Annotated in this window: 22 protein-coding genes; 12 read left to right on the top strand and 10 right to left on the bottom strand. The window is 50.0% G+C overall.

What is annotated here, in order from left to right; all coding sequences use genetic code 11:
• Window positions 1-102: 102 nt before the first annotated feature.
• On the bottom strand, window positions 103-1,803 hold the full coding sequence (locus tag ACYVH9_RS19620) for an ArnT family glycosyltransferase (protein ID WP_460638080.1): 1,701 nt from the start codon (window positions 1,801-1,803) through the stop codon (window positions 103-105).
• Between the two features lie 91 nt (window positions 1,804-1,894).
• Between ACYVH9_RS19620 and mog the strand changes: the two genes are divergently transcribed.
• Complete coding sequence (gene mog, locus ACYVH9_RS19615; RefSeq protein ID WP_460638079.1) at window positions 1,895-2,431, top strand: molybdopterin adenylyltransferase; 537 nt, start codon at window positions 1,895-1,897, stop codon at window positions 2,429-2,431.
• Window positions 2,432-2,434: 3 nt separating this feature from the next.
• On the opposite strand, the gene ACYVH9_RS19610 is transcribed toward mog, so the two are convergent.
• On the bottom strand, window positions 2,435-3,715 hold the full coding sequence (locus tag ACYVH9_RS19610; protein ID WP_460638078.1) for an anthranilate phosphoribosyltransferase: 1,281 nt from the start codon (window positions 3,713-3,715) through the stop codon (window positions 2,435-2,437).
• 281 nt (window positions 3,716-3,996) lie between these two features.
• A complete protein-coding gene (locus tag ACYVH9_RS19605) occupies window positions 3,997-4,647 on the bottom strand; it encodes a phosphatase PAP2 family protein (RefSeq protein WP_460638077.1) in 651 nt (216 codons plus the stop codon).
• Window positions 4,648-4,763: 116 nt separating this feature from the next.
• Here ACYVH9_RS19605 and ACYVH9_RS19600 point away from each other — a divergent pair, with 116 nt between their 5' ends.
• The 9 genes from ACYVH9_RS19600 to ACYVH9_RS19560 all read left to right on the top strand — a co-directional run bounded on the left by ACYVH9_RS19600 (window position 4,764) and on the right by ACYVH9_RS19560 (window position 12,495).
• Complete coding sequence (locus ACYVH9_RS19600) at window positions 4,764-5,312, top strand: YceD family protein (protein WP_460638076.1); 549 nt, start codon at window positions 4,764-4,766, stop codon at window positions 5,310-5,312.
• Between the two features lie 79 nt (window positions 5,313-5,391).
• Complete coding sequence (rpmF, locus tag ACYVH9_RS19595; protein WP_460638075.1) at window positions 5,392-5,586, top strand: 50S ribosomal protein L32; 195 nt, start codon at window positions 5,392-5,394, stop codon at window positions 5,584-5,586.
• Between the two features lie 184 nt (window positions 5,587-5,770).
• Window positions 5,771-6,709 (top strand): phosphate acyltransferase PlsX, encoded by a 939-nt coding sequence (gene plsX / locus ACYVH9_RS19590; protein ID WP_460638074.1) that lies wholly within the window; start codon window positions 5,771-5,773, stop codon window positions 6,707-6,709.
• Between the two features lie 128 nt (window positions 6,710-6,837).
• Entirely contained in the window at window positions 6,838-7,824 is a 987-nt protein-coding gene (locus tag ACYVH9_RS19585; RefSeq protein WP_460638073.1) for a beta-ketoacyl-ACP synthase III, read from the top strand.
• Window positions 7,825-7,915: 91 nt separating this feature from the next.
• Window positions 7,916-8,479, top strand: a complete 564-nt coding sequence (efp, locus tag ACYVH9_RS19580) for an elongation factor P (protein ID WP_460638072.1) — start codon at window positions 7,916-7,918, stop codon at window positions 8,477-8,479.
• A 63-nt stretch (window positions 8,480-8,542) separates the two neighbouring features.
• Entirely contained in the window at window positions 8,543-9,016 is a 474-nt protein-coding gene (gene accB / locus ACYVH9_RS19575) for an acetyl-CoA carboxylase biotin carboxyl carrier protein (RefSeq protein WP_460638166.1), read from the top strand.
• Window positions 9,017-9,093: 77 nt separating this feature from the next.
• Complete coding sequence (gene accC, locus ACYVH9_RS19570; RefSeq protein WP_460638071.1) at window positions 9,094-10,437, top strand: acetyl-CoA carboxylase biotin carboxylase subunit; 1,344 nt, start codon at window positions 9,094-9,096, stop codon at window positions 10,435-10,437.
• 171 nt (window positions 10,438-10,608) lie between these two features.
• Window positions 10,609-11,949 (top strand): xylose isomerase, encoded by a 1,341-nt coding sequence (gene xylA, locus ACYVH9_RS19565; RefSeq protein ID WP_460638070.1) that lies wholly within the window; start codon window positions 10,609-10,611, stop codon window positions 11,947-11,949.
• An 84-nt stretch (window positions 11,950-12,033) separates the two neighbouring features.
• A complete protein-coding gene (locus ACYVH9_RS19560; protein WP_460638069.1) occupies window positions 12,034-12,495 on the top strand; it encodes a nuclear transport factor 2 family protein in 462 nt (153 codons plus the stop codon).
• On the opposite strand, the gene ACYVH9_RS19555 is transcribed toward ACYVH9_RS19560, so the two are convergent.
• Entirely contained in the window at window positions 12,487-13,314 is an 828-nt protein-coding gene (locus ACYVH9_RS19555) for an enoyl-CoA hydratase-related protein (protein ID WP_460638068.1), read from the bottom strand. The genes ACYVH9_RS19560 and ACYVH9_RS19555 overlap by 9 nt on opposite strands.
• Before the next feature lie 122 nt (window positions 13,315-13,436).
• On the opposite strand from ACYVH9_RS19555, the gene ACYVH9_RS19550 reads away from it, so the two are divergent.
• Entirely contained in the window at window positions 13,437-14,534 is a 1,098-nt protein-coding gene (locus ACYVH9_RS19550; protein WP_460638067.1) for a T9SS type A sorting domain-containing protein, read from the top strand.
• A gap of 49 nt (window positions 14,535-14,583) precedes the next feature.
• Here ACYVH9_RS19550 and accD read toward each other — a convergent pair whose 3' ends face one another.
• Both accD and ACYVH9_RS19540 read right to left on the bottom strand, forming a co-directional pair.
• Entirely contained in the window at window positions 14,584-15,426 is an 843-nt protein-coding gene (gene accD / locus ACYVH9_RS19545) for an acetyl-CoA carboxylase, carboxyltransferase subunit beta (RefSeq protein WP_460638066.1), read from the bottom strand.
• Between the two features lie 89 nt (window positions 15,427-15,515).
• Window positions 15,516-16,214: a DNA alkylation repair protein gene (locus ACYVH9_RS19540; protein WP_460638065.1), complete on the bottom strand. Its 699-nt coding sequence runs from the start codon at window positions 16,212-16,214 to the stop codon at window positions 15,516-15,518.
• 77 nt (window positions 16,215-16,291) lie between these two features.
• On the opposite strand from ACYVH9_RS19540, the gene ACYVH9_RS19535 reads away from it, so the two are divergent.
• The gene (locus ACYVH9_RS19535; protein WP_460638064.1) at window positions 16,292-16,852 is read left to right on the top strand and encodes an NADPH-dependent FMN reductase; all 561 of its coding nucleotides are present in this window, start codon (window positions 16,292-16,294) and stop codon (window positions 16,850-16,852) included.
• A 58-nt stretch (window positions 16,853-16,910) separates the two neighbouring features.
• On the opposite strand, the gene ftsZ is transcribed toward ACYVH9_RS19535, so the two are convergent.
• From ftsZ to murC, 4 genes are all read right to left on the bottom strand, one after another.
• Window positions 16,911-18,335: a cell division protein FtsZ gene (gene ftsZ, locus ACYVH9_RS19530; RefSeq protein ID WP_460638063.1), complete on the bottom strand. Its 1,425-nt coding sequence runs from the start codon at window positions 18,333-18,335 to the stop codon at window positions 16,911-16,913.
• Window positions 18,336-18,510: 175 nt separating this feature from the next.
• Window positions 18,511-19,905 carry a cell division protein FtsA gene (gene ftsA / locus ACYVH9_RS19525; RefSeq protein WP_460638062.1) on the bottom strand — a complete coding sequence of 465 codons (1,395 nt, stop codon included), beginning with the start codon at window positions 19,903-19,905 and terminating at the stop codon, window positions 18,511-18,513.
• The gene (locus tag ACYVH9_RS19520; RefSeq protein WP_460638061.1) at window positions 19,902-20,678 is read right to left on the bottom strand and encodes a cell division protein FtsQ/DivIB; all 777 of its coding nucleotides are present in this window, start codon (window positions 20,676-20,678) and stop codon (window positions 19,902-19,904) included. Before ACYVH9_RS19520 ends, ftsA begins: the two co-directional genes overlap by 4 nt.
• 32 nt (window positions 20,679-20,710) lie before the next feature.
• A complete protein-coding gene (gene murC / locus ACYVH9_RS19515) occupies window positions 20,711-22,099 on the bottom strand; it encodes a UDP-N-acetylmuramate--L-alanine ligase (protein ID WP_460638060.1) in 1,389 nt (462 codons plus the stop codon).
• Between the last annotated feature and the right edge of the window lie 41 nt (window positions 22,100-22,140).

Here is a 22,140-nt window from a genome sequence, read left to right as displayed (position 1 = left end):
ATATAATGGCACAAATGACATGCCTACTAGTGCATAAATAGAAAAAAGGCAATCCAGATTAGCTCATCACGGCAGTGCCTTTCTGGGAGAAATCGTACTGGATTACTTAAAATCCGGTTTTCGACGGAGAAATACGAAACCGGCTTCTTCCCGGATAATTTCCAGGTTTGGATTGTACCGGTATTGGTCGATGTTGATGTTGCGGGTTACAAAAAACGCCGGTTTGTCTATCGGGCCATTGAGCAGCCAGTCTTCGTTATAGCTATTGGGGTTGGTTGGCGGCTGTTTCTGAAAATAGAAAAGATGCGCGTAACTTTTATAGCCGATGGGTTCGATATAAATGTCCTGCCCCTGTTTTGCTTCGTAAAAATCGATGACAGCACCCTGCGTAAAACGCTCAATTTTGGGCGCAATAACCGGCAGCACAAACCACAATAGCAGCGGGGTCGCCAGAAACAACGCCAGCATGCTCCACACGGGCTCTTTTTTTCGCACCCACATAACGCCCAGAATGGCCAAACCGTAAAGCGTACCAATCATCCATTCCCAGCCCGCCCATTCAACCGGGGCGGTTAGGTTGGCGGCTGCAAACCGATCTTTAATGTGCGGAATCAGCTCGGCGGCATTCATGCCCACGAGTGGCAGGGTCGTAATCAGTAAACCCAAAAGGCTGCCAATCAAGGCAATGCCAACCGTTAGCCAGCGGTTCCACCGGACCGATCCGTTTAAATAACCGTACAAAACCGTCACGGCCAGGTAAGAAACCGGAAACCAGGCCATCGACGAATAATGCACGATTTTGGTTTTGACGATTGAAAAAAGAATCATCACAACCCAAAAAAGAATGATCATCCAGCGTCGGAAGAAAACCGTTCGTTCAACTGTATCATTCGCATTTCGATTGTGATTATCCAGAGCAGGTTGCTGATCCGCACGAACTCCGGAGGAGTTAAGGAAAAAGCCGCGAATGGCCAGCAGTGACATCGGAAAACAACCCAGCAGCACCACCACGAAATGATAATAAAAAGGCTGCTGGTGGCCAGCATCAGGCGTGGAGAAAAGCCGGATCTGGTAACTAATAAACTCTTCAAAGAACCAGAAGCCGTTCTTGATCAGCTCCAGTCCGAACCAAACCGAGGCCACGAGCAGCGCGCAACCAAAAAATAGCAAACCGTTCCGAAAGCTGAGTATGGGTCGAAACCGTTGCGTAGCCCAATACACCAGAAACGTCAGGCCAAGCAACAAACCACCAACGGGGCCTTTGGTCAAAACGGCCAGTCCGACAAAAAGCCCCGACAAAACCGCCATCCACGTGGCTTTGGCCGTTCCATACGCTAAAACCGCCTGCGCAATAAACCATACGCTCAGGAAGATAAACAGGTTGAAAGTGGGGTCGATAATGCCGGATTTGAAGTACAGATGGGGCGTTAATGAACCGAAATAAACCAACGCCCAAAAAAGTCCAAAACGCTCGTTAACTAATTTCTTGCCGAGTGAATACAGCACCAATAGCGTAATAACTCCGATCAGGGCGTTCGGAAAGCGGGCGGCAAACTCGTTGATGCCGAACGCCTTCATGGACAAAACCTGCAACCAGAAGAACAAGGGCGGTTTTTCCCAGAAAGGTTGAAAATTGATTTGAACACGGGTATAATTGCCCGTCACGATCATTTCGCGGGCTGATTCGGCAAAGTTGATTTCGTCCCAGTCAAACAGGTGGACGCGGCCCAGAAACGGAAAATAGAACAACGCTCCGGCCACAACCAGCAACAAGGGAATGACGCGCGACAGAATTCGGGGCATAGCGTAGGAGTTAATTGCGCAAAAGTACGGAAACTCCCGTTCGGTAGTGCGTCAGCGTGTATCTTTGCCGCAGCATCTTAAAACGTCTCTGATGGCAATTCCTATTCGTATCGGTGTAATCAATGTGTCGGACCGGGCCAGCGCGGGTATTTACGAAGACATTCCGGGCAAAGCCGTGGTGAATTTATTGACCCGCTACCTGAGTTGTGCGTGGGAGCCCGTTTACCGCGTGATTCCCGACGAGCAGCCCCAGCTGGAAGCAACGATGATCGAGCTGGCCGATGCAGAAGGCTGTTGCCTGGTGGTAACAACGGGCGGAACCGGCCCCGCGCTGCGTGATGTGACCCCCGAAGCCACCGAAGCAGTTTGCCAGAAAATGCTGCCAGGGTTTGGTGAATTGATGCGGCAGGAAAGTCTGAAATACGTGCCGACCGCCATTCTGTCGCGGCAGACCGCCGGGATTCGTAACCAGACGCTGCTGCTGAACCTGCCCGGAAAACCGTCGGCCATCGAGCAGTGTTTGTCGGTGGTTTTTCCGGCTATTCCGTATTGCATCGACTTGATTGGTGGGCCATACCTGACCACGCAAGAAACCGTCATGAAGGTATTTCGTCCTAAATCGGCCTAGCTTTTACAGAAATTGGCCGTTCAGTTGGCCTTCGATCCAGTCCATACCGCGGCCCAGTAAGGCCTGCATGAAGCGGGCACGGTTATCAAAGTCAGGGCTGGAAGTCTGTTCTGCGGCCATAAAGTCCCGAATCAGCCGGGCGTTGGTGTTGACCTGGAGATTCATTATCATTTCGTCACTTTCGGTACGGTATTCGGCAAAAGCCGGTAAATCAGCGTCGAAATGTTGATAAAATAAATGGCCCCGGGCGGTTCGAACGGCGCACAGAATCCCGCTGCTTCGGCTGGTGGAGGGCGACAGGCTACCTTCCAGACCGCGTTTCAGAACCACAACGGCTTCGAAACCGGCCATGAGCGCCAGTTCGGCCATTTTCATTTGCGTACTGACCTGAAAAACGGAGGTGACCAGGATGCGGGCATTGCAGGGGTTCAAGATTTTTTCAAGAGTCGATAAAAACGGACGCTTCAGAATGACTCGCCGACGATCAACCCAGCGGTTGAGCGCGGGTGAAAGCGCCTTCTGATCGAGCACCCAGCCGAATGGCTCCGGCGGGGTATTGATTTCGTGGTTGCTCTGGAGCATCTGGCAACCCAGAAAAAGGTATAGATCGTGGGCGTTGAGAGCGTACTTAGGGCCGGGCGTGCGACCTACCACGGACAAGGCGCCGTAGCCCCGCTGCTCAAAAAAATGGGCCAGTAAAGGAGTAATTAAGTAGGTATGCTCGACGCCATCGAACGGTTCGGCGATCTGGACCAGCGTGCGGTCAACGCAACTTAACTGACGGAAACCGGGGGTGATGGTTTCCATAGCAGCCTCATACAACCCCTTATATTCATCGTTGGATTCGCTACGAATGCGTAAGATGCTGGCTGCCATGCCTTTGAAGGTTTCGCATTCATCTTTCTGAAACAAAAACGTACCCAACTGGTGAGCCTCACTGGTGCGTAGAATATGCCCTTTCAGGAGCTTGGTCGCGATAGGAAATAAGCTTGTTGGTAAATCGGGACAGGCCTTATTGATAAAAAAAGCGGGATTGAGAAAAGCATCTTTCCCAAAAATCATTTCGAGGGTGCGTTCTTCGGTTGTAGGACCTTTAGCCAGCAACGCCCCCAGAAAGGCTCCTTTTTGCAAGGGGTCTACCTCGCTAGACAGCAATGCCTGCTTGCATTCTTCCACCAATGTCGGCGGCAATGAGCGGCTACCTTGCTTACCAATCCCGATGTGCTGAATGCCCCGGCCCAGAGCGGTAGTGGCGGGATCAGCAATGAATGGCGGTTGAGACATGATCAATAAGAACCTCTGATTTTTATCATGAAATTACAAAAAGAGATAGTTTTTAGCAGAGAATGCTTTTTTTTAACCTGTATTTTTGATAAAAACCGAATAATTGTTGATACTTAGTTGCTTCGAATAGCTATTATTTTGGAAATAGGTTATTATTCCAAATCAGTAGTAGTTGGGGGCTGGTTATTATCGGCTAGGTCTGTAGGCAAAAGACGAGCGGGCAAGTTATTTACCGCCTAGATGTAATTATTTGCAGATTATTTTGGATGTGATTCTGAGGGTCAAAACTTTATCCGCCGATATTGCCAGCTTTTGGGGTGTTGATCCAGGTAAGCGCCTAGCCCTAAAAATGTGGCTAGGGACGACAGCGTACCAATAAAGGAACCAACGTAAATATCTTCCACAAAATGCTGGAACAGATACAGGCGCGAGTAAGCAGTGATGATGGCAAGCAGGGCGAAAACCCAACCCCGGCTTTTTCGCTTATCGAGCAGGGCCAGCATGCAGAAAACCGCAAAAGCCGTGGTCGAATGCCCGGAGGGAAAACTGTTATAACTATGAATATCAAGGCCGTCTATAATCCGGTATTGCCAGTCTGAATGCTCAAAATACTTCAGCGGGCGCAGGGAGTCTGAAAAAATAAGCTGTTTCAGAATGCGTACGATTAGGGTTGATCCCAGGAATGAAACGGCTCCCATCAGCGCAAAACGAAAGGATCGGAAGGCCAGCACCACGGTAATGATAATGGCAAAAGCGCCGTCGCCCAAATACGTTACATTCTGGAAGAATACATCAGCCGCGGAAGCGTTGTGTGTATTCACCCACTGCATCAGTTCGGCTTTGCTGTAAAGCAGCAGCAGCGTGCCGACGATCACCACGAAAACCAGATAAACACTAAAAAATGAGCGGTTTGCTTTGATCACTTCTCCCATAGCTGGCAAAATTAACAGTTCCTATAACCCGTTGGGACAAAGGTGTTCTAAATTGTGGGTTAATCTTTTATGGTTCATAAAAAGTTCGTAACTTTGCGGACTATTTTGAGAAGAGCGTGAAGGAGTTACAGAAATATACCGTCTCAATCGGTAGCCTTGATCACAAATCGTACGAGTTTGACTTTGAGTCGGGCGATGCGTTTTTTGAGGCTATGGAGCAGGAGTTGATTCAACACGGATCTTTCAAGACGCATTTGGTGCTTACCAAGTCGGCCTCGATGATTCAGCTGAATTTCCACATCCAGGGAACGGTAGAACTGATTTGCGACCGGAGCCTGGAGCCGTTTGGCGAGCCGATCGACATTCGGGAGCAGCTGTTTCTGAAATATGCCGATCGGGTTGAGGAGTTGACTGATGAAATTGAATTGATTTTGTGGGATACGCAGCAAATTAATATTGCGCGGTACCTGTTCGATTTTATCGTGCTGGCATTGCCAATGAAAAAACTCCATCCCCGTTTTCGTCAGGAGGAGAGTGAGGAAGACGAAGAGCAGGAGGGCAAGGTTGTGTACCGGTCAGGCGCATCGGACACAGAGCCGGACGACCAGGAGCCTCCGATTGATCCCCGCTGGGATTTGTTACGAAAACTGAATAATAATAATTAATACCACTGTTGTTTCTTCCGCGTCCGTTGGGGCAGTGGAAGGAATGGCAAGACTGACTGATAATTGACAAAATAAAGTTATGGCACATCCCAAGCGCAGACATTCAACCACCCGGCGGGACAAGCGTAGAACGCACGATAAACTGACCGCGAAGGCACTTTCCTTTGATGCAACAACGGGCGAAATTCACGTTCGTCACAAAGCGCACGTATTCGAAGGCAACCTGTATTACAAAGGCAAAGTAGTGATCGAAAACTACGCGCCCACTGCCTGATCATTCAGCCCCCAACCCCCTGCAGGGGCTTTTTCTGGTTTATCGAAACCCTCTTTTAGATGGTTGGGGTAACAAGTATTTCACAGGAATCTGCACTGGATGAGCGTGAAATACTTTTTTATTGGCGGGCAACTAGTATTTTTACACGTACTTTTACCAATTCAGCGCACCCAAACCTGGTTCAATGAGAATCGCAGTCGACGCTATGGGTGGCGATTTCGCTCCAGAGGCTATAGTAGAAGGAGTTGTAATGGCCACTAACGAATTATCGAATAACGTTACCATCGTACTGGTGGGAAAACAGCCGATAATCGAAAGCCTTCTTCAGAAGTATAACTACGCAGGCTCCAGCGTGGAGATTGTCCACGCAGAAGATGTAATTGAAATGGGCGAGCACCCCACCAAGGCGCTCTCGCAGAAACCCAATTCCAGCATCGGAGTTGGGTTTAAACTTTTACGCGACAAACTCGTCGACGCTTTTTGCAGCGCGGGCAATACCGGAGCAATGCATGTTGGCGCTTTGTTTAGTATAAAGGCCATTGAAGGAGTCATGCGGCCCGCCATTGCGGGATTTGTTCCGCAGTTAAGTGGTGGTTTCGCGGTTATTGTGGATATTGGTGCCAATGCCGATTGCAAGCCGGAAATGTTGCTGCAATTCGGTGAGATTGGCTCTATCTACGCCCAGTATACTTTCGGTATTGATAAACCCCGGGTGGCTTTGATGAACATCGGCGAAGAAGAACAAAAAGGTTCGCTGGTGGCGCAGGCGGCTTATCAGTTGCTGAAAAACAGCCGAAAAATTAATTTTGTCGGGAACATGGAAGGGGGCGACTTCTTCCGCGATAAGGCCGATGTGATCGTTACAGACGGTTTCAACGGTAATATCCTGTTCAAAATGGGCGAATCCATTTACGAAATCACCAAAGAGCTGGGCCTCCAACACGATTTTATTGATAAAACCAATTATGAGTCGGTGGGTGGCAGCCCAATTGTTGGGGTGAACGGAAACGTTATCATTGCCCACGGTATTTCATCGCCCTTAGCCATCAAAAATATGCTTAACCTGGCGAAAAGGCAGGTCGAATCCGGCGCTTATACCAAAATTGCCCAGGCGTTAAGTTGACATTTGACAATAGATAAAAGACATGAGACAAAAGATTGGCGACAGCGGTACATGGATTTTAACACCCGGCGATTCTATTGTCTTTCATCAACCTTCTTTTGTCTATAAAATTGATTGCACCCCCGAGTATGAACAGTAGAGCGGCAATTACAGGCGTATACGGCTACGTACCGGACTACATCCTGACCAATGCAGAGTTGGAAAAAATGGTGGATACCAGTGACGAGTGGATCACCAGCCGCACCGGTATTAAAGAACGGCATATTTTAAAAGGCGAAGGGCTGGGCACGTCGCACATGGCGGCCAAAGCCGTAGAAGGCTTGCTGAAAAAAACCGGTACGGAACCCAACGAAGTGGAGTTGTTGATTTGTGCAACCACCACACCGGACTATGTATTTCCGTCGACGGCTAATCTGATTTGCGATATGACCGGCATCCGGGCTATCGGCAGTTTTGATATACAGGCCGCCTGTTCGGGTTTTTTGTATGCCTTAACGATTGGTTCTCAATTTATTGAGACCGGAAAGTATAAAAAAGTTGTTGTTGTGGGGGCCGATAAAATGTCGGCTATTGTGGATTATACCGATCGGACCACCTGTGTCTTGTTTGGCGATGGGGCCGGGGCGGTTTTACTGGAACCGAACACGGAGGGCAACGGTATTGTGGATTCCATCATCCGTTCCGACGGGGCGGGCCAGAATCACCTGGTACAGAAAGCCGGAGGAAGCCGGTATCCGCCCTCCCACGAAACCATCGACAAGCGCTGGCACTTCGTCTACCAGGATGGGCCATCGGTGTTCAAGTTTGCTGTCAAAAATATGGCCGACGTCTCCGCCGAAATTATGGAGCGTAACAACCTGACCGGCAACGATATCGCCTGGCTGGTGCCCCACCAGGCCAACAAGCGGATCATCGAAGCCACTGCCAATCGCATGGGGCTGGGCATGGACCGGGTCATGCTGAATATTCATAAATACGGTAATACCACCGCAGCCACCATCCCGCTTTGCCTGTTCGACTACGAGTCGGAATTGAAAAAAGGTGATAACCTGGTTCTGGCCGCTTTTGGCGGAGGGTTCACCTGGGGAGCGGCTTATGTAAAATGGGCCTATTAATAAGTCTGGAGTTTGAGACCGATCGTTAAACGCTTTTTACGTAAACGGAATAGTGCCTTAAACGCTGAACATTAAACGTTAAACTACTAGAATGGCAACGACCGCAGATCTTCGGAACGGTCTCGTGATCAATTTCAATCACGATCTGTTTCAAGTTGTAGAATTTCAACACGTTAAACCAGGTAAGGGGGGCGCTTTTGTCCGTACCAAATTGAAAAGCCTTACGTCGGGCAAAGTGCTTGATAATACCTTTAACGCTGGCGTATCGATTTATCCGGTGCGGGTAGAGCGTCGTAAATTTCAGTATCTCTACAAAGACGAAGCGGGTTACAATTTCATGGATAATGAAACGTTCGATCAAATTAACCTGACGGATAAGCTGGTTGAAACCGCCGATTTGATGAAAGAAGGCCAGGAGGTGGAGATTCTGATCAACGCCGAAACAGAAACGCCCCTGACGTGTGAAATGCCGCCATTTGTTGAATTGGAAGTAACCTATGCTGAGCCCGGTATCCGGGGAGATACCGCCAACAGCCCCAAAAAGAAAGTTGAAGTTGCAACCGGCGCGACCATCATGGTACCGTTGTTTATCGAACAGGGCGATAAAATCCGGGTTGATACCCGCACGTACGATTACGTTGAACGAGTAAAATAAAAGAATGGTGGATGATGAATGAGTAAAAGAATTCATCGTTATCATTCCCCATTCAAAAAAGAGATGGACACGAAAGACATTCAAAAACTCATTGACTTTATTGCCCAGTCGGGTCTGGATGAGGTCAGTATTGAGACCAACGAACTGAAGTTGAGTGTAAAACGCTTTGGACAGGCACCGGTTGTTACCAGCCAGCCAGCTTTACCAGCGGTTTCCCAACCGGCTTTGCCAGCCAGCCAGCCAGCGGCTGCTCCGGCATCCAGCCCGGCTCCGGCCCCCAAAGCTGATACATCGAATTACCTGACCATCAAATCACCGATGATCGGAACGTTCTATCGTTCGTCAGGACCGGATACTGCCGCGTTTGTGGAAATTGGTGATGAAGTAAAGCCGGGGAAAACCGTGTGCATCATTGAAGCCATGAAGCTCTTCAACGAGATCGAGTCCGAGGTAGCGGGCCGAATTGTCAAAGTGCTGGTGGAAAACGCGACGCCGGTCGAATACGATCAACCTTTGTTCCTTGTCGAACCTATCTAAGTCTACGGTTTACAGTTTACGGTTTATAGTTATCCTGTGAACCGTAAACCATAAACCGTAAACCGTAAACTGACTTTATGTTCAAGAAAATACTCATCGCCAACCGGGGCGAAATTGCGTTGCGGATCATCCGGACGTGTCGCGAGATGGGCATCAAAACGGTGGCGGTTTATTCAACTGCCGACCGCGATAGCCTGCACGTGCGGTTTGCCGACGAAGCGGTTTGCATTGGCCCTCCGCCCAGCCGTCAGTCCTACCTGAATATTCCAAATATAATCTCTGCCGCCGAAGTAACCAGCGCCGATGCTATTCACCCCGGCTACGGTTTTCTGTCCGAAAATGCGGAATTTTCCCAGATCTGCGCCGACTACGGAATTAAATTCATCGGCGCAACGGCCGAGCAGATCAACGCCATGGGCGACAAAGCAACGGCCAAAGCAACCATGAAAGCGGCCGGAGTGCCGGTTATTCCGGGTTCGGATGGGTTGCTGGAGTCGGTTGAACAGGGCAAGCAGCTGGCGGCTGAGATGGGTTACCCGGTTATTGTGAAGGCAACCGCCGGTGGTGGTGGCCGTGGTATGCGGATTATTCGGAGCGAAGCTGATTTTGACAAAGCCTGGCTTGACGCCCGGATGGAAGCCGGGGCCGCGTTTGGCAACGACGGGTTGTACCTGGAAAAATTTGTGGAAGAGCCGCGCCACATTGAGATTCAGATTGTTGGGGATCAATACGGCAAAGTTTGCCACTTGTCGGAGCGGGATTGCTCGATTCAGCGTCGGCATCAGAAACTGGTTGAAGAAACCCCCTCGCCAATCATCAGCTCGGAGTTGCGGGAACGAATGGGCGAAGCGGCCATCAAAGGAGCCTCGGCCATTGGATACGAAGGGGCCGGAACCATTGAGTTCTTGGTCGATAAGTACGGGGAGTTCTATTTCATGGAGATGAACACCCGGATTCAGGTGGAGCACCCAATCACGGAAGAAGTTACCGATTTTGACCTGATCAAGGAGCAAATTAAGGTGGCTGCCGGGGTGCCGATTTCCGGAAAAAATTACCTTCCGAAGGTGTACGCAATGGAATGCCGCATCAACGCGGAAGATCCCGCCAACGGCTTTCGGCCGTCGCCGGGTAAGATCACGAACCTGCACTTCCCCGGTGGGCACGGCATCCGAATTGATAGCCATGTGTACAGCGGTTATACCATTCCACCAAATTATGACTCAATGATCGCCAAAGTGATTGTATCGGGTCAGTCGCGCGAGGAAGTAATCACCCGGATGAAGCGGGCTTTGCAGGAGTTTGTTATTGAAGGCATTAAAACCACAATTCCGTTCCACATTAAGCTGATGGATGACCCCAAATTCCAATCGGGTGAATTCACCACTGCCTTTCTGGAAGGATTTGATTTCAGCACCTTATAAAAAAACTGCGGACTTAGGTCCGAAATCTATCAAATCGGAAGCCCGCAAGAGCTTCCGGTTTTTTGTTGGGTGCTCGGGTGAGGATATTTTATTGGATACTTCCTTTTAAGCTTGGTATCTTGTCGGGAGAACCTGATTTTTAGCGTATTCATTTTCTAATCCCAAAATGACATGTCAACATTGAATCTGACACTGGGCGACAAAACGTATTTTCCGTTTGTAAAAGAGCCCATTGCTTATGAAGGACGCGAATCGGACAATCCACTTGCCTTTAAATGGTATGATGCAAACCGTACCATCCTGGGAAAACCGATGAATGAACTGTTCCGGTTTGCTGTTGCCTACTGGCATACGTTCTGTGGCACGGGGGCGGATCCGTTCGGGCCGGGGGTTAAGCAATTTCCCTGGGATGCCAGCGTCGATCCGTTGGCGGCTGCGCACGAGAAAATGGATGCGGCTTTTGAATTTATAACCAAAATGGGCATGGAATATTACTGCTTCCACGATGTGGATGTAGCGCCCGAGGGTAAATCCAACGCCGAATTTGAAAGCAACTTCCGGAAAATTGTTGATTACGCCAAACAGAAACAACAGGCCAGTGGTGTAAGGCTTTTGTGGGGTACGGCCAACCTCTTTTCGCACGCCCGTTACATGAATGGTGCAGCCACTAACCCGGATTTCCACGTTTTGGCGCACGGCGGTTGGCAGGTCAAAAATGCCATTGATGCCACTATCGAGCTGGGTGGCTCGGGATATACCTTCTGGGGAGGTCGCGAAGGCTACATGTCGCTGCTGAATACAAACATGAAACGCGAACAGGAGCACCTCGGTCGCTTCCTGACGATGGCGCGTGATTATGCCCGCAAACAGGGTTTCAAAGGGGCTTTCTATATCGAGCCCAAACCGATGGAACCGAGCAAACACCAGTACGATTTCGACGCGGCTACGGTGGTCGGTTTTCTGAACAAATTCGGTTTGCAGGACGATTTTGAGTTGAACGTCGAAACCAACCACGCTACATTGGCGAACCACACGTTTGCGCACGAATTGCAGGTTGCCGCCGATAATAACATGCTCGGTAGCATTGATGCCAACCGGGGTGATTACCAGAACGGCTGGGATACCGACCAGTTTCCGATGGATCTCTACGAACTGACGGAAGCCATGCTGGTGATTCTGGAAGCGGGCGGCTTGAAATCGGGCGGGGTCAACTTCGACGCTAAAACCCGCCGGAATTCCACTGATCTGGAAGATATTTTTATCGCCCATATTGGTGGGATGGATGCCTTTGCCCGGGCCGCCATCGTTGCTGAAGCTATCCTCGCCAAATCACAATACAAAAAACTGCGCACCGATCGTTACGCCAGCTTCGATACTGGCGAAGGCGCTCGGTTTGAGAAAGGCGAACTGACGCTGGAGGACCTGCGGGAATTTGCCCTGAACAATGGCGAGCCCAAGCAGATTAGTGGTAAACAGGAACTTTATGAAATGATTATCAATCAATATATTTAGGCGTTGCGGACGATCCTCCTGTCAGGTCATGAATCAGCGCTGGCAGGGGATCGTTCTCGTAAAACCGTACTTCATTAGCAAGCGATGAAAAAGGGCTTACTGCTTCTGGGTTGCCTGTTGCCGCTGACAATTTTGGCACAGTCGGATGAGGAGAAAACCGTTCGGGCTACAATCACCCAACTGTTCGATGGCATGCGAAAAGCGGATACAACGCTTTTTAAAGCCGTTTTTGCCCCGGGTGCTTCCTTACAGAGTGTGGCGAAAAACAGAGAGGGCGGGGTCAGCGTTCGGAATGAATCAATTACGGATTTTGTGACTTCGGTGGGCAAACAGAAACCGGGCGCGCTCGACGAACGGCTTTCGGCTTATGACGTAAAGGTTGACGCCGAATTAGCCGTAGCCTGGACCCCGTACGTTTTTTATTACAACGGTCAGAAAAGCCACTGTGGCGTCAACGCCTTTACGCTGGTCAAACTGAGCGGTGTGTGGAAAATACAGACCATCATCGACACCCGCCGGAAAGACGGGTGTCCGGATTTACATTAATTCATCTCCCCTCCATTTTGGGGCTCGTTTTTCCAGAAAGGCGGCCATGCCTTCCCGTGCATCGGCGGTTTGCTGAATCTGTTGAAACTGCTCGTGCAAAAAAGTCTGCTGCTGATCGGGCGGGATTTTTTTTAATTGCTGATACGCGCGCAGTCCGAACTGCATAGCGGTTGGCGAATACTGCTTCAATTCATCGATCCATTGCTGAGCGGCCTTGTCCAACTCATCGCCAGCGACTAGGTTCGTCACCAAACCCACGGCGAGGGCGTCGGTTGCTGATAAAGTCCGGGCGCGCAAACAAAGATCAAGAACCGTTCGGGCAGGCATAATTTCGAGCAGACTGGCCATCACCTGAAACGGAAACAGCCCCCGCTTTACCTCCGGCAAACTAAACGTAGCGGCATCGGTAGCAATGACGTGGGTGCTGCCAGCCACCAGTAAGAAACCGCCCGCATACACCGGGCCCTGTACCTTTGCCAGACACGGTTTTTGTACATTGGCCAGCAGTTCCGCCAATCGCACTGGGCCAGCGGGTGGGGGAACAGTATCATCTGTTGATTCGCCTGCCGACAGACTTTTCAGGTCCATACCGGCGCAGAAGACGTCGCCCGAAGCGGCCAGCACCACCAGCCAGACATTCTTTTCGTAACGTGCGTACGTCAGAGCAAACGCCAGTTCATTCAATAGCGTCGTATTAAGTGCATTTTTCTTCTCCGGCCGATTGAGCGTTAGGGTCAGGACGTGCTCTTTCTGCGCAACCAAAAGATGCCGAAACCGTTGTGTGCCGAAACGGGCGGTTTGTTGGGGTGTATAAAGCATTCGTTGTCAGGCAATAATCTAGACGATAGTTGGTAAAAGTAATACTACAAAATTGTGTTTTCCGTTTCAACAATACGAGACAAACGGTTCTTATAGTTTCCTCCTACTCCTTACCGGCTGCTATGAAAAAAATCGCTACGTTATTGTTGCTTCTTGGTGGTCTGCCTGCTTTTGGCACACACATGGTTGGTGGTTATATTCAGGTACGAAATGTACAGGGGTTAACGTATGAGATTACGGTCAGACTTTACATGGATCAATCGCCTGTCAGCGCACAGACAGACAAAATTGAGGTTTGTTTCGATACGGGTTTAAGTGCCGTTTCGGTTTCACGTATCCAGAGCGTTGTGCTGGATGGCGGTGTGTTGATGAACGAATACCGGGCAACACACTCGTACAATGGCAGCGGTTCCGGTAACCGGACGATATCCGTATCCATCCCCAACCGAACTGATTCCCGCAATGCTCCTATGGCTTTTCGCATGCCCGTATATTTCCGTACGACTTTTACGACGGCTCAATCGAACAGCACACCCACTTTTCAGAATCTGGGCCAGCAGGTAACCGGGCTGGTCAACCAGCGAAACGAATATAATTTTCGGGCTAGCGATGCCGACGGAGACAGTATCGTTTATTCACTCATTCGGCCGCAGGACGGCGCTTGTGGCCGCATCCGCATTCCGGTTTCTCCATACACGTTCCCCAATGACGTAACACGAAAAGGAACGTTTAAGATCAATGCTCAAAACGGGCAATTAGTCTGGAACGCACCCACCGAAACCGGTCGGTACAGTTTTGCGGTGATGGTGAAAGAATGGCGTAATGGGCTCCTGATCAGTGAAACAATCGCTGACATGATGGCCTTGATCGTTGATAATGTCGGCGGTAACCCGGGGTCGGTTCCTTCGTATGAACCGGCCGTGGAAAGTGACTTACTGACGGCGGTAGAACAACGGATTGATGATCAGGATTTGACCCTTACGGTTTTTCCCAGCCCGTCGCCGGGGCGTTTTCAGGTAGTACTGCAAAGTCAGAAACCCACCACGGCCACCTTTCAGTTGCTCGATAGCCAGGGTAAAATGATCCAGGAAGTCAAAGCGAATGCAGCCGCTCTGGAACACCGGCAGTCCATCGGAAATGAACAGCTGGCACCCGGCTTGTACCTTATTCGAAGCTTCGTTCGTGGACGAGTCTACACCAGCAAGGTAATCAAGCGGTAAACGGTTTTACGACAATAGTTTCCGGTTCCCCTGCGGTTAGGCTCCTGATCTATTGCAGCATTTTAAACAGCGTCGTGAGTTTTTCTTTCAGATCTTTCCGGTCGACAATGAAATCCAGAAAACCGTGTTCAAGCACGAATTCGGCGCTCTGGAATCCTTCGGGCAGGTTTTTGCCAATGGTTTCGCGAATAACGCGCGGACCGGCAAAACCGATCAGGGCACCCGGTTCGGCAATGTTGAAATCGCCCAGCATGGCAAATGAAGCCGTAACACCGCCGGTGGTTGGGTCGGTCAGCAACGAAACATACGGTATTTTTTCGTTGGATAGCTGCGCCAGTCGAGCGGATGTCTTAGCCATTTGCATCAGCGAATAGCCTGCTTCCATCATCCGGGCTCCACCCGAGCGCGAAATCATCAGAAACGGTGTCCGGGTTTTCAGCGAATGATCGATTGCCCGCGCAATCTTTTCTCCCACGACTGACCCCATTGAACCGCCAATAAAGTTAAAATCCATGCAGGCGATGGTCACATCCAGGTCATTTATTTTCCCGTAGGCCGACCGGACCGCGTCTTTCAGGTTCGTTTTGGCAATGCTGGCCTTCACCCGCTCCGGATACGGTTTCGTATCGACAAATTTCAGCGGATCGGCCGAAGTCATATTGGCGTCCAGTTCGGTAAACTGACCATCATCGAATAAGATGGAGAAATACGCATCCGATCCGATTTTCTCGTGGTAATTGCAGTGTACGCAGGTGTAAGCGTTAAGTTTGTGCTCCCGCGTGTGCATTATTTTTTTGCAATTCGGGCATTGGTACCATAAACCGTCCGGCGCTTCGCGCTTCATTTCGGTTGGGGTATTGATACCTTTTTCTTTACGGATAAACCACGACATAGGGTGTCAGTCTCCAGTTAACAGTTCGTAATCAACAGTTTTACTTTCGCAAGCAGGGGGCAAAGATAGTAAGAAAACGACAGGCATGGTCATAATTCAAGATAGTACTTTCGGCGCGCTGGTTCAAACCGCTCGATTGCGTACCGTAAAGCCGTTCTGGGTAACTGCCCGGTATGATCGTGCAGAAACTCTTCCAGCGCATCCGTATTTTTCTTACCAACCTCCCGTAACATCCAGCCAATAGCCTTGTGAATCAGGTCGTGCCGGTTTTTGAGTAACAGTTCCGCAATTTGAAAAGTGTCCTGAAATTGATTTTTGCGGATAAAGGCTATTGTCGATACCATTGCAATCCGCTGCGACCACAGGTAATTTTCCTGCGCTAACTCGTACAAAATGCTGCGATCTTTAGTCAATAAGTAATTTCCGACCAATTCTGGACAGCTTGTATCTACCAGATCCCAGTTATTAACAAACGTTTTATTCCGGAGATAGTATTCAAAAAGGAGTTTCCGGTTTGCCTCGCCCCCGCGTTTGGCCTGATTGGTCCAGATGATTAAACCCGTCAGGCGGCACTCGTGCAACGGATCGCGCACCAGATTTTCGGTTTCTTCGGGGAGGAGCAGGCGGTATTTTTGCGCAATGGCGCGTTGTTGCGGAACCGACAGCCCCAGAAACTCGTCACCCTCCCCATATTGACCGGGGCCGGTTTTAAAAAATTGCTTGAGAAAGGCGGCCTTTTCAGAATCTTTTTGAGCCAGTAAGTCGTCTTTGACGTGTTGGGAAGTCATGGGAATCGATGAACTAAAACCGGACTGGGTTGTTATTGCTGCAATCGAATGTATCTTCGGTGAAAGAAAAAAAGCGTATGAATGTAAACCCTACTGAACCGGAAAGTGAGGCTCCCATCATTATCATTGTCGGAACAAACCGGAAAAATTCCATGTCGCGCAACATTGCCGATTATTACCACGGGATTTTGCTGCGCCTGAATATACCGAGTGAGATTCTGGATCTGAGCGGTCTTCCGGCCGATTTTGTGACAACGGCTTTATACGAAAATACGGGAAAAAATCCTGAATTCAACCGGTACAAGGAAGTCGTTGAGCGGGCTAAAAAACTGGTTTTGATCGTTCCAGAATACAACAATTCGTACCCGGGCGTGTTAAAGGCGTTTATTGACGGGATGAGTTATCCCAGCGGGTTGTCAAACAAGAAAGTTGCGTTAGTGGGGCTTTCGGCCAATCACCAGGGAGGTGCACTGGCGCTGAGCCATTTAAACGATATCTTCAGCTATCTGGGTACCAACACGCTGGCGTTGCGGGTCAAGCTGGCACAAATCAGAAACTACTGGAAAGAAGGAGCGCTCCACAATGATCTGTATAATTTGCTGTTGCAGCAGCAGGCCGAGCAGTTGATTAGCTTCTAAAATTCAAAGAAAATGGGATCCGATTGTCGGATCCCATTTTCTTTGAATGGCATTTGTTTTAGTCATTCAGGCGACTGCGGACAATGTCACGTTCGTCAAGCAGGGGCAATTCGTATAAATTGAGCTTCTGGCGCATGAAGGCTGGCGTTTCCAGTTCCCGCTCCCGATCCTGGTAACGAACCTGCGCGAATGCTTCGACCATTTTCTGGATTTGCAGCAGATCGTCTTCCCGCTTCTCATCAACCAGGATGTCTTCAAGCCGAACTTGAGGCTGAGGATACGCACCACGGGTCGGTGTCTCTTCGTACGTGGGCAAATCAGCGCTGACGCCCGTCGGAGTCAGCGTATGGGGTTCTGCCTCAACTTCGGTGTCGACTTCGATTTCCGCCTGGACTTCTTCTTCGACAAACGGCAGGTTTTTAACGCCGTCGTCTTTTTTCGGCTCGGGTTGATGCCAGTCTTTAGGTGGGAAGTCCGGCCGTTCGGAAGGCAGGTCAAAACCGGCCGCAATAACTGTTACGCGGAGGTTTTTACCCAGTGTTTCATCCTTAATCGTTCCGTATTTGAACAGATGGGCCTGCTTATCCTTACCGATTTTTTCCTTAATATAACCGGTAATGATCTGTAATTCTTTCATAGTCGTACGAGCCTCCGGACCGGATGCCATCGTAAGCAGGATCCGTTTAGCACCCCGAATGTCGCGGTCGTTGAGCAACGGCGAGTTGAGTGCATCCTGGATAGCGGTCAACGCACGATTTTCGCCCACGGAGTCGGCAGAGCCCATAACGGCTTGTCCGGCCCCTTCCAGTACCCGCTTCACGTCCATGAAGTCGACGTTGATTTCGCCCTGGACGGTAATGATTTCTGCAATGCTTTTCACGGCGTTGGCCAGTACGTCATCCGCTTTGGCAAAAGCCTGATCCATCGGGAAATCTTCAAAAATCTCCGCCAGTTTGTCGTTCAGGATGACCAGAACTGTATCGCAGTACTCCTTCAATTCTTCGATACCGCGCATCGCCTGATCGAGCTTCTCGATTCCTTCGAAGTCGAACGGTGCCGTAACGACGGCAATCGTCAGTAATCCCATTTCGCGGGCAATCTGCGCAATAACCGGTGCGGCACCCGTACCGGTACCCCCTCCCATACCCGCCGTAATGAAAACCATTTTGGTGGGTTCGCCCAGTAAAAGCCGGATGTCTTCGGTGTTTTCCAGTGCCGCCTGCCGACCCACTTCCGGGTTGGTTCCTGCCCCCAGGCCGGAAGTCAGAAGCGCGCCCAACTGAATTCTGGTCTTAACAGGACTGTTGGCCAGCGCCTGGCGGTCGGTATTGCAGACGATAAAGTCAACATCTTTAACGCCCATCCGGTACATATGGTTGACGGCGTTGCTTCCGCCCCCGCCGACACCTATTACTTTGATAATGGGTTCTTCCTCATCGTCAGGAAATTCAAACCTCATGCCGTATTCCAATGCCTCTGGCATACCTACTAATGTTTGGTGCGCTATTGAACTATCTATCTGGTAACGCTGGCTAACCAGGCGTTGTGCTTTCAAAATTGAGTACTTGAGTAATACAACAAAGTTATTTTAGTAATAAGCCATTGGTAAACCATTTAGTGTCAATAACTTATGCTAAAATAACTTGATATTGGTATTGCTACTGGTTGTACCGATCGTCGGGTCCGAGATCTTTTCCCAAGTCATCGTTCAGGAAATTCTGAAACCATTTCAGAATTCCGCCGGACTTTTCTTTGGGCTTCTCGGGTCCTTTTACACTATGGCCAGGTCCATGACTATGTCCGTTAGGGCTTGGGCCGAGCGACGGGTTGCTAACCGTATGCTGCAACGGAATCCGGTCGTCCAACCGTTTAAATCCAGCCCAGACCAAACCGACTGCCGTGGCAAAGGCCGGGTCACTTACTAAATCCGCTTTCACATTATGCTCCAACTGATCCGGAAATCCAATCCGCACATCCAGGCTCGTTACCCGCTCAAAAATACGCTCAATGCCTGAGATGGCGGCTGTTCCACCCGTCAGTACCACACCACCCACTAATTTGTCGCGGTAGCCCGACCGAATAATCTCGGCCTGTACCATCGCGGCAATCTCTTTCAAACGAGCCTCGATCACCAGCGCAACGTTTTTGAGCAGAATATCCTTTGGCGGGCGACCACTCAGATTGGGTACAGCCACGACTTCGTTCAATCGGAAATCGCTCGGATCTGCGCTGCCAAATTTCGTTTTTAGCAATTCGGCCTGCGTTGGCAGCACCCGGCATCCGATTTCCAGATCGGAAGTCAGGCTGTTGCCGGCGTACGGAATAACGGCAACATGCCGCAGCACATTTTTATGGTAAATGGCAATTTCGGTGGTTCCTCCACCAATGTCGACCAGAGCCACACCAGCCTGCTTTTCCTCCTCCGTTAAAACGGCTAATGCCGACGCCAGGGGCGCCAGCAAAAATTTGTCATTTTCCAGCGGTTCCTTCTGGGGGGATACCGAGCGCGCCCGTTGAATGCATTTTCGGGTGTACGAAGCCGAGCTGGTCTGGGCGGTAATAACTTGAAAGTCGGCCTCCAGCTTGACGCCGATTCGGCCAACCGGATAGTCGATATTGGATTCGCTATCGACGGTGAAATCCATGGGCAGCACGTGAACGATTTCGGAACCGGCGGGCAGGACCGAACGATACATGTCCCCAACCAGATGTTCGATATCATCGGCGACAACTTCATCGCCGGGAGAGGTGCGCGTAATACTCCCGTGTTGCCGACGGGCGGTTACGTTCTGGCCGGAAAAGCTGACGTTGACAACGTGGATATCGATATTGGCCTGTCCGGCCGCTTCTTCAACGGCCCGATTGATGGCTTCTACGGTTTGCCCGATGTTGACCACCGAACCTTTAGTAACTCCTTTAGAGACGGCTTTCCCCACACCCAGGACGTCCAGTCTGGGGTGGTCGTTATTGCGAATAAGGCGACCGGCCACGGCGCATACTTTGGTGCTGCCAATGTCCAGCCCGACTATAATTTCTTCCTGCTTAGGTATCATTCGCACACTATCTGGTTACGGTACTGCACACTTACCCTTCGGTAACGTTCCCACCCTTTTAAAGGCAGAATGTGTTTGTAAAACAACTTTATTTTCTCAAATTTCGAATCCAGCTCAACGGGCTGGCCAATTTCGATCAGGCAGTCACCTACCTGCGGAATAAGTGTTACTTCGCGATTCTTGTCGACCACTATCTGCGCGACCTGTGCTTTCCAGAACGGATCGGTTTCGATCTGTTTGAGCAACTTAAGCAACGGCTGGTTTTTTTCTGCCGTCAACGACTTGCGTTCGCTAAAATAAGGGCCGGAAAGCAACACAACCCGCGCCGTGTAATTCATCGATAGCGGAAACCACTCGCCATCTTCCGTCAAATAATACCCTGCATAGGCCGATTTATCCTCTGTGCCGTCAGGAACCAAACGTGCCAGAGGCCGTTGCTGTTTAATATCAGCAACCAAAATTCCTTTTAAATCCCGAAAGACCTGACAACTTTTAACCAAACCGTTCTGCCTCAGGCGTTTTTCCAGCCGCTTTAAATTGATGCTGGCGTAGTCATCACCCAGCAATGGATCGGCTCCGTCGTTTGTTAGTGTTCGGAGTACATCGTTTCGATTCAGAAACCGATGGCCATCCACCTCGTCCATCCGGATGTCGATACCTTCACACTGCCGGTGGTTTTGCTTGTGTTCTGTAAAGGCTATCAACCCCACCAAACTGGCTAAACCGGCTGCGGTCAGAATGAAAGTTCTATTTAAGGGAAAAATAGAAAACATCCGTGTTTATTAACTCTAAATAAAATGAATTTTTATTGATTGGTCTGAAACAGGTCACGCAGGACCGGAATCATTTGATCAATGTCACCAGCGCCGATTGTTGCGACTAATTCTGGCGGATCGTTTCGTAAAATGTCGGACAGGTCGGCTTTACTACACTGAATTTTATCTTCTACCTGAATTTTCCTGAAAATCAAATCCGCGCTGACGCCATCAATGGGCAGTTCACGGGCGGGGTAAATATCAAGCAGGATTACCCGGTCGGCCAGCGAAAGGCTTTTGGCAAATTCATCGGCAAAATCCCGGGTCCGGCTGAACAGATGGGGCTGAAAAATAGCCGTTACCTTCCGTTCGGGATACAGGGCTTTCAATGATGACAGAAAAGCAGCTACTTCGGCAGGGTGGTGCGCGTAATCATCGATAAATATAGTGTTTTTTGATTTGAGTATATACTCGAACCGACGTTTTACACCTTTATAATTACCGAGCGCCCGACGGATCGCTTCGGGGTCAATGCCGACCTGTAGGGCCGCTGCGGTGGCCGCTACCGCATTCTCGGCATTATGAAAGCCGGGCATTTGCAACGCTACATTTTCAATAACGCCCTCAGGGTAAACGATATCGAATACAAAGTGCGCATTTTCAATGCGCAGGTTCCGGCTGTGGTAAGCGCCTTCGCTCAAGGAATACTCATACACCGTTGCTGGTGTATGGTCGGCCAACGCCAGCCCTTTTTTCATGAACAGCGTTCCATCAGGGTGAATCTGTCCGACAAATGCCCGAAACGAATCCAGTACAGAGTTGTGATCCCCGTAAATATCGAGGTGGTCGGCGTCGGTAGACGTAACGATTGCAACTTTAGGAAAAAGCGTCAGAAAAGAACGGTCGAACTCGTCAGCTTCGACGACACAAATTACCTTCGACAAATCGTCGGTCGGTTCGTTGAGCAGAAAATTGGTGCCGTAGTTTTGGGTAATGCCGCCCAGAAAGGCCGCGCTATTAAGGCCGGCATCTTTCAAAATATGGGCAACCATGGATGAGGTCGTTGTTTTTCCGTGCGTGCCGGCAATGGCAACGGTGGTCATTTGTCCTGCGAGCAAACCCAGTACCTGTGAGCGTTTTTGCAAGGTAAAACCGTTCTCAGTCAGGTAAATGTATTCTTGGTGTGTTTTCGGAACGGCGGGCGTGTAAATGACCAGGGTCTGGGCCCGGTTTTCCCGAAAATGAACCGGAATCTGCTCGACATCTTCTTCAAAATGGATCGCCATTCCTTCCTGTTGCAGGGTATGAGTCAACGGCGTCGGTGTTTTGTCATAACCGGCTACCTCATAGCCATTCACCCGAAACCAGCGCGCCAGCGCACTCATACCAATGCCGCCAATGCCGAGAAAATAGACGTAACGAATGTTATCTAATGTCATTTGTTAACAGGAGGGAAGAACGAACAGGAGCCAGCGGAGAG

The sequence above is a fragment of the Larkinella harenae genome (assembly GCF_054780515.1).
This window is presented reverse-complemented; position numbering and strand designations above follow the sequence as displayed.

What these genes read in the sequence shown, in the direction of transcription:
- ACYVH9_RS19585 (WP_460638073.1), top strand. Translation starts at nt 6,838, where the DNA reads ATGAACAGTAGAGCGGCAATTACAGGCGTATACGGCTACGTACCGGAC.
- ACYVH9_RS19535 (WP_460638064.1), top strand. Translation starts at nt 16,292, where the DNA reads ATGAATGTAAACCCTACTGAACCGGAAAGTGAGGCTCCCATCATTATC.
- accB (WP_460638166.1), top strand. Translation starts at nt 8,543, where the DNA reads ATGGACACGAAAGACATTCAAAAACTCATTGACTTTATTGCCCAGTCG.
- accD (WP_460638066.1), bottom strand. Translation starts at nt 15,426, where the DNA reads ATGTCGTGGTTTATCCGTAAAGAAAAAGGTATCAATACCCCAACCGAA.
- ACYVH9_RS19520 (WP_460638061.1), bottom strand. Translation starts at nt 20,678, where the DNA reads ATGTTTTCTATTTTTCCCTTAAATAGAACTTTCATTCTGACCGCAGCC.
- mog (WP_460638079.1), top strand. Translation starts at nt 1,895, where the DNA reads ATGGCAATTCCTATTCGTATCGGTGTAATCAATGTGTCGGACCGGGCC.
- ACYVH9_RS19620 (WP_460638080.1), bottom strand. Translation starts at nt 1,803, where the DNA reads ATGCCCCGAATTCTGTCGCGCGTCATTCCCTTGTTGCTGGTTGTGGCC.
- xylA (WP_460638070.1), top strand. Translation starts at nt 10,609, where the DNA reads ATGTCAACATTGAATCTGACACTGGGCGACAAAACGTATTTTCCGTTT.
- ACYVH9_RS19560 (WP_460638069.1), top strand. Translation starts at nt 12,034, where the DNA reads ATGAAAAAGGGCTTACTGCTTCTGGGTTGCCTGTTGCCGCTGACAATT.
- ftsZ (WP_460638063.1), bottom strand. Translation starts at nt 18,335, where the DNA reads ATGCCAGAGGCATTGGAATACGGCATGAGGTTTGAATTTCCTGACGAT.
- efp (WP_460638072.1), top strand. Translation starts at nt 7,916, where the DNA reads ATGGCAACGACCGCAGATCTTCGGAACGGTCTCGTGATCAATTTCAAT.
- ACYVH9_RS19610 (WP_460638078.1), bottom strand. Translation starts at nt 3,715, where the DNA reads ATGTCTCAACCGCCATTCATTGCTGATCCCGCCACTACCGCTCTGGGC.
- murC (WP_460638060.1), bottom strand. Translation starts at nt 22,099, where the DNA reads ATGACATTAGATAACATTCGTTACGTCTATTTTCTCGGCATTGGCGGC.
- rpmF (WP_460638075.1), top strand. Translation starts at nt 5,392, where the DNA reads ATGGCACATCCCAAGCGCAGACATTCAACCACCCGGCGGGACAAGCGT.
- ACYVH9_RS19550 (WP_460638067.1), top strand. Translation starts at nt 13,437, where the DNA reads ATGAAAAAAATCGCTACGTTATTGTTGCTTCTTGGTGGTCTGCCTGCT.
- accC (WP_460638071.1), top strand. Translation starts at nt 9,094, where the DNA reads ATGTTCAAGAAAATACTCATCGCCAACCGGGGCGAAATTGCGTTGCGG.
- ACYVH9_RS19555 (WP_460638068.1), bottom strand. Translation starts at nt 13,314, where the DNA reads ATGCTTTATACACCCCAACAAACCGCCCGTTTCGGCACACAACGGTTT.
- ftsA (WP_460638062.1), bottom strand. Translation starts at nt 19,905, where the DNA reads ATGATACCTAAGCAGGAAGAAATTATAGTCGGGCTGGACATTGGCAGC.
- plsX (WP_460638074.1), top strand. Translation starts at nt 5,771, where the DNA reads ATGAGAATCGCAGTCGACGCTATGGGTGGCGATTTCGCTCCAGAGGCT.
- ACYVH9_RS19605 (WP_460638077.1), bottom strand. Translation starts at nt 4,647, where the DNA reads ATGGGAGAAGTGATCAAAGCAAACCGCTCATTTTTTAGTGTTTATCTG.
- ACYVH9_RS19540 (WP_460638065.1), bottom strand. Translation starts at nt 16,214, where the DNA reads ATGACTTCCCAACACGTCAAAGACGACTTACTGGCTCAAAAAGATTCT.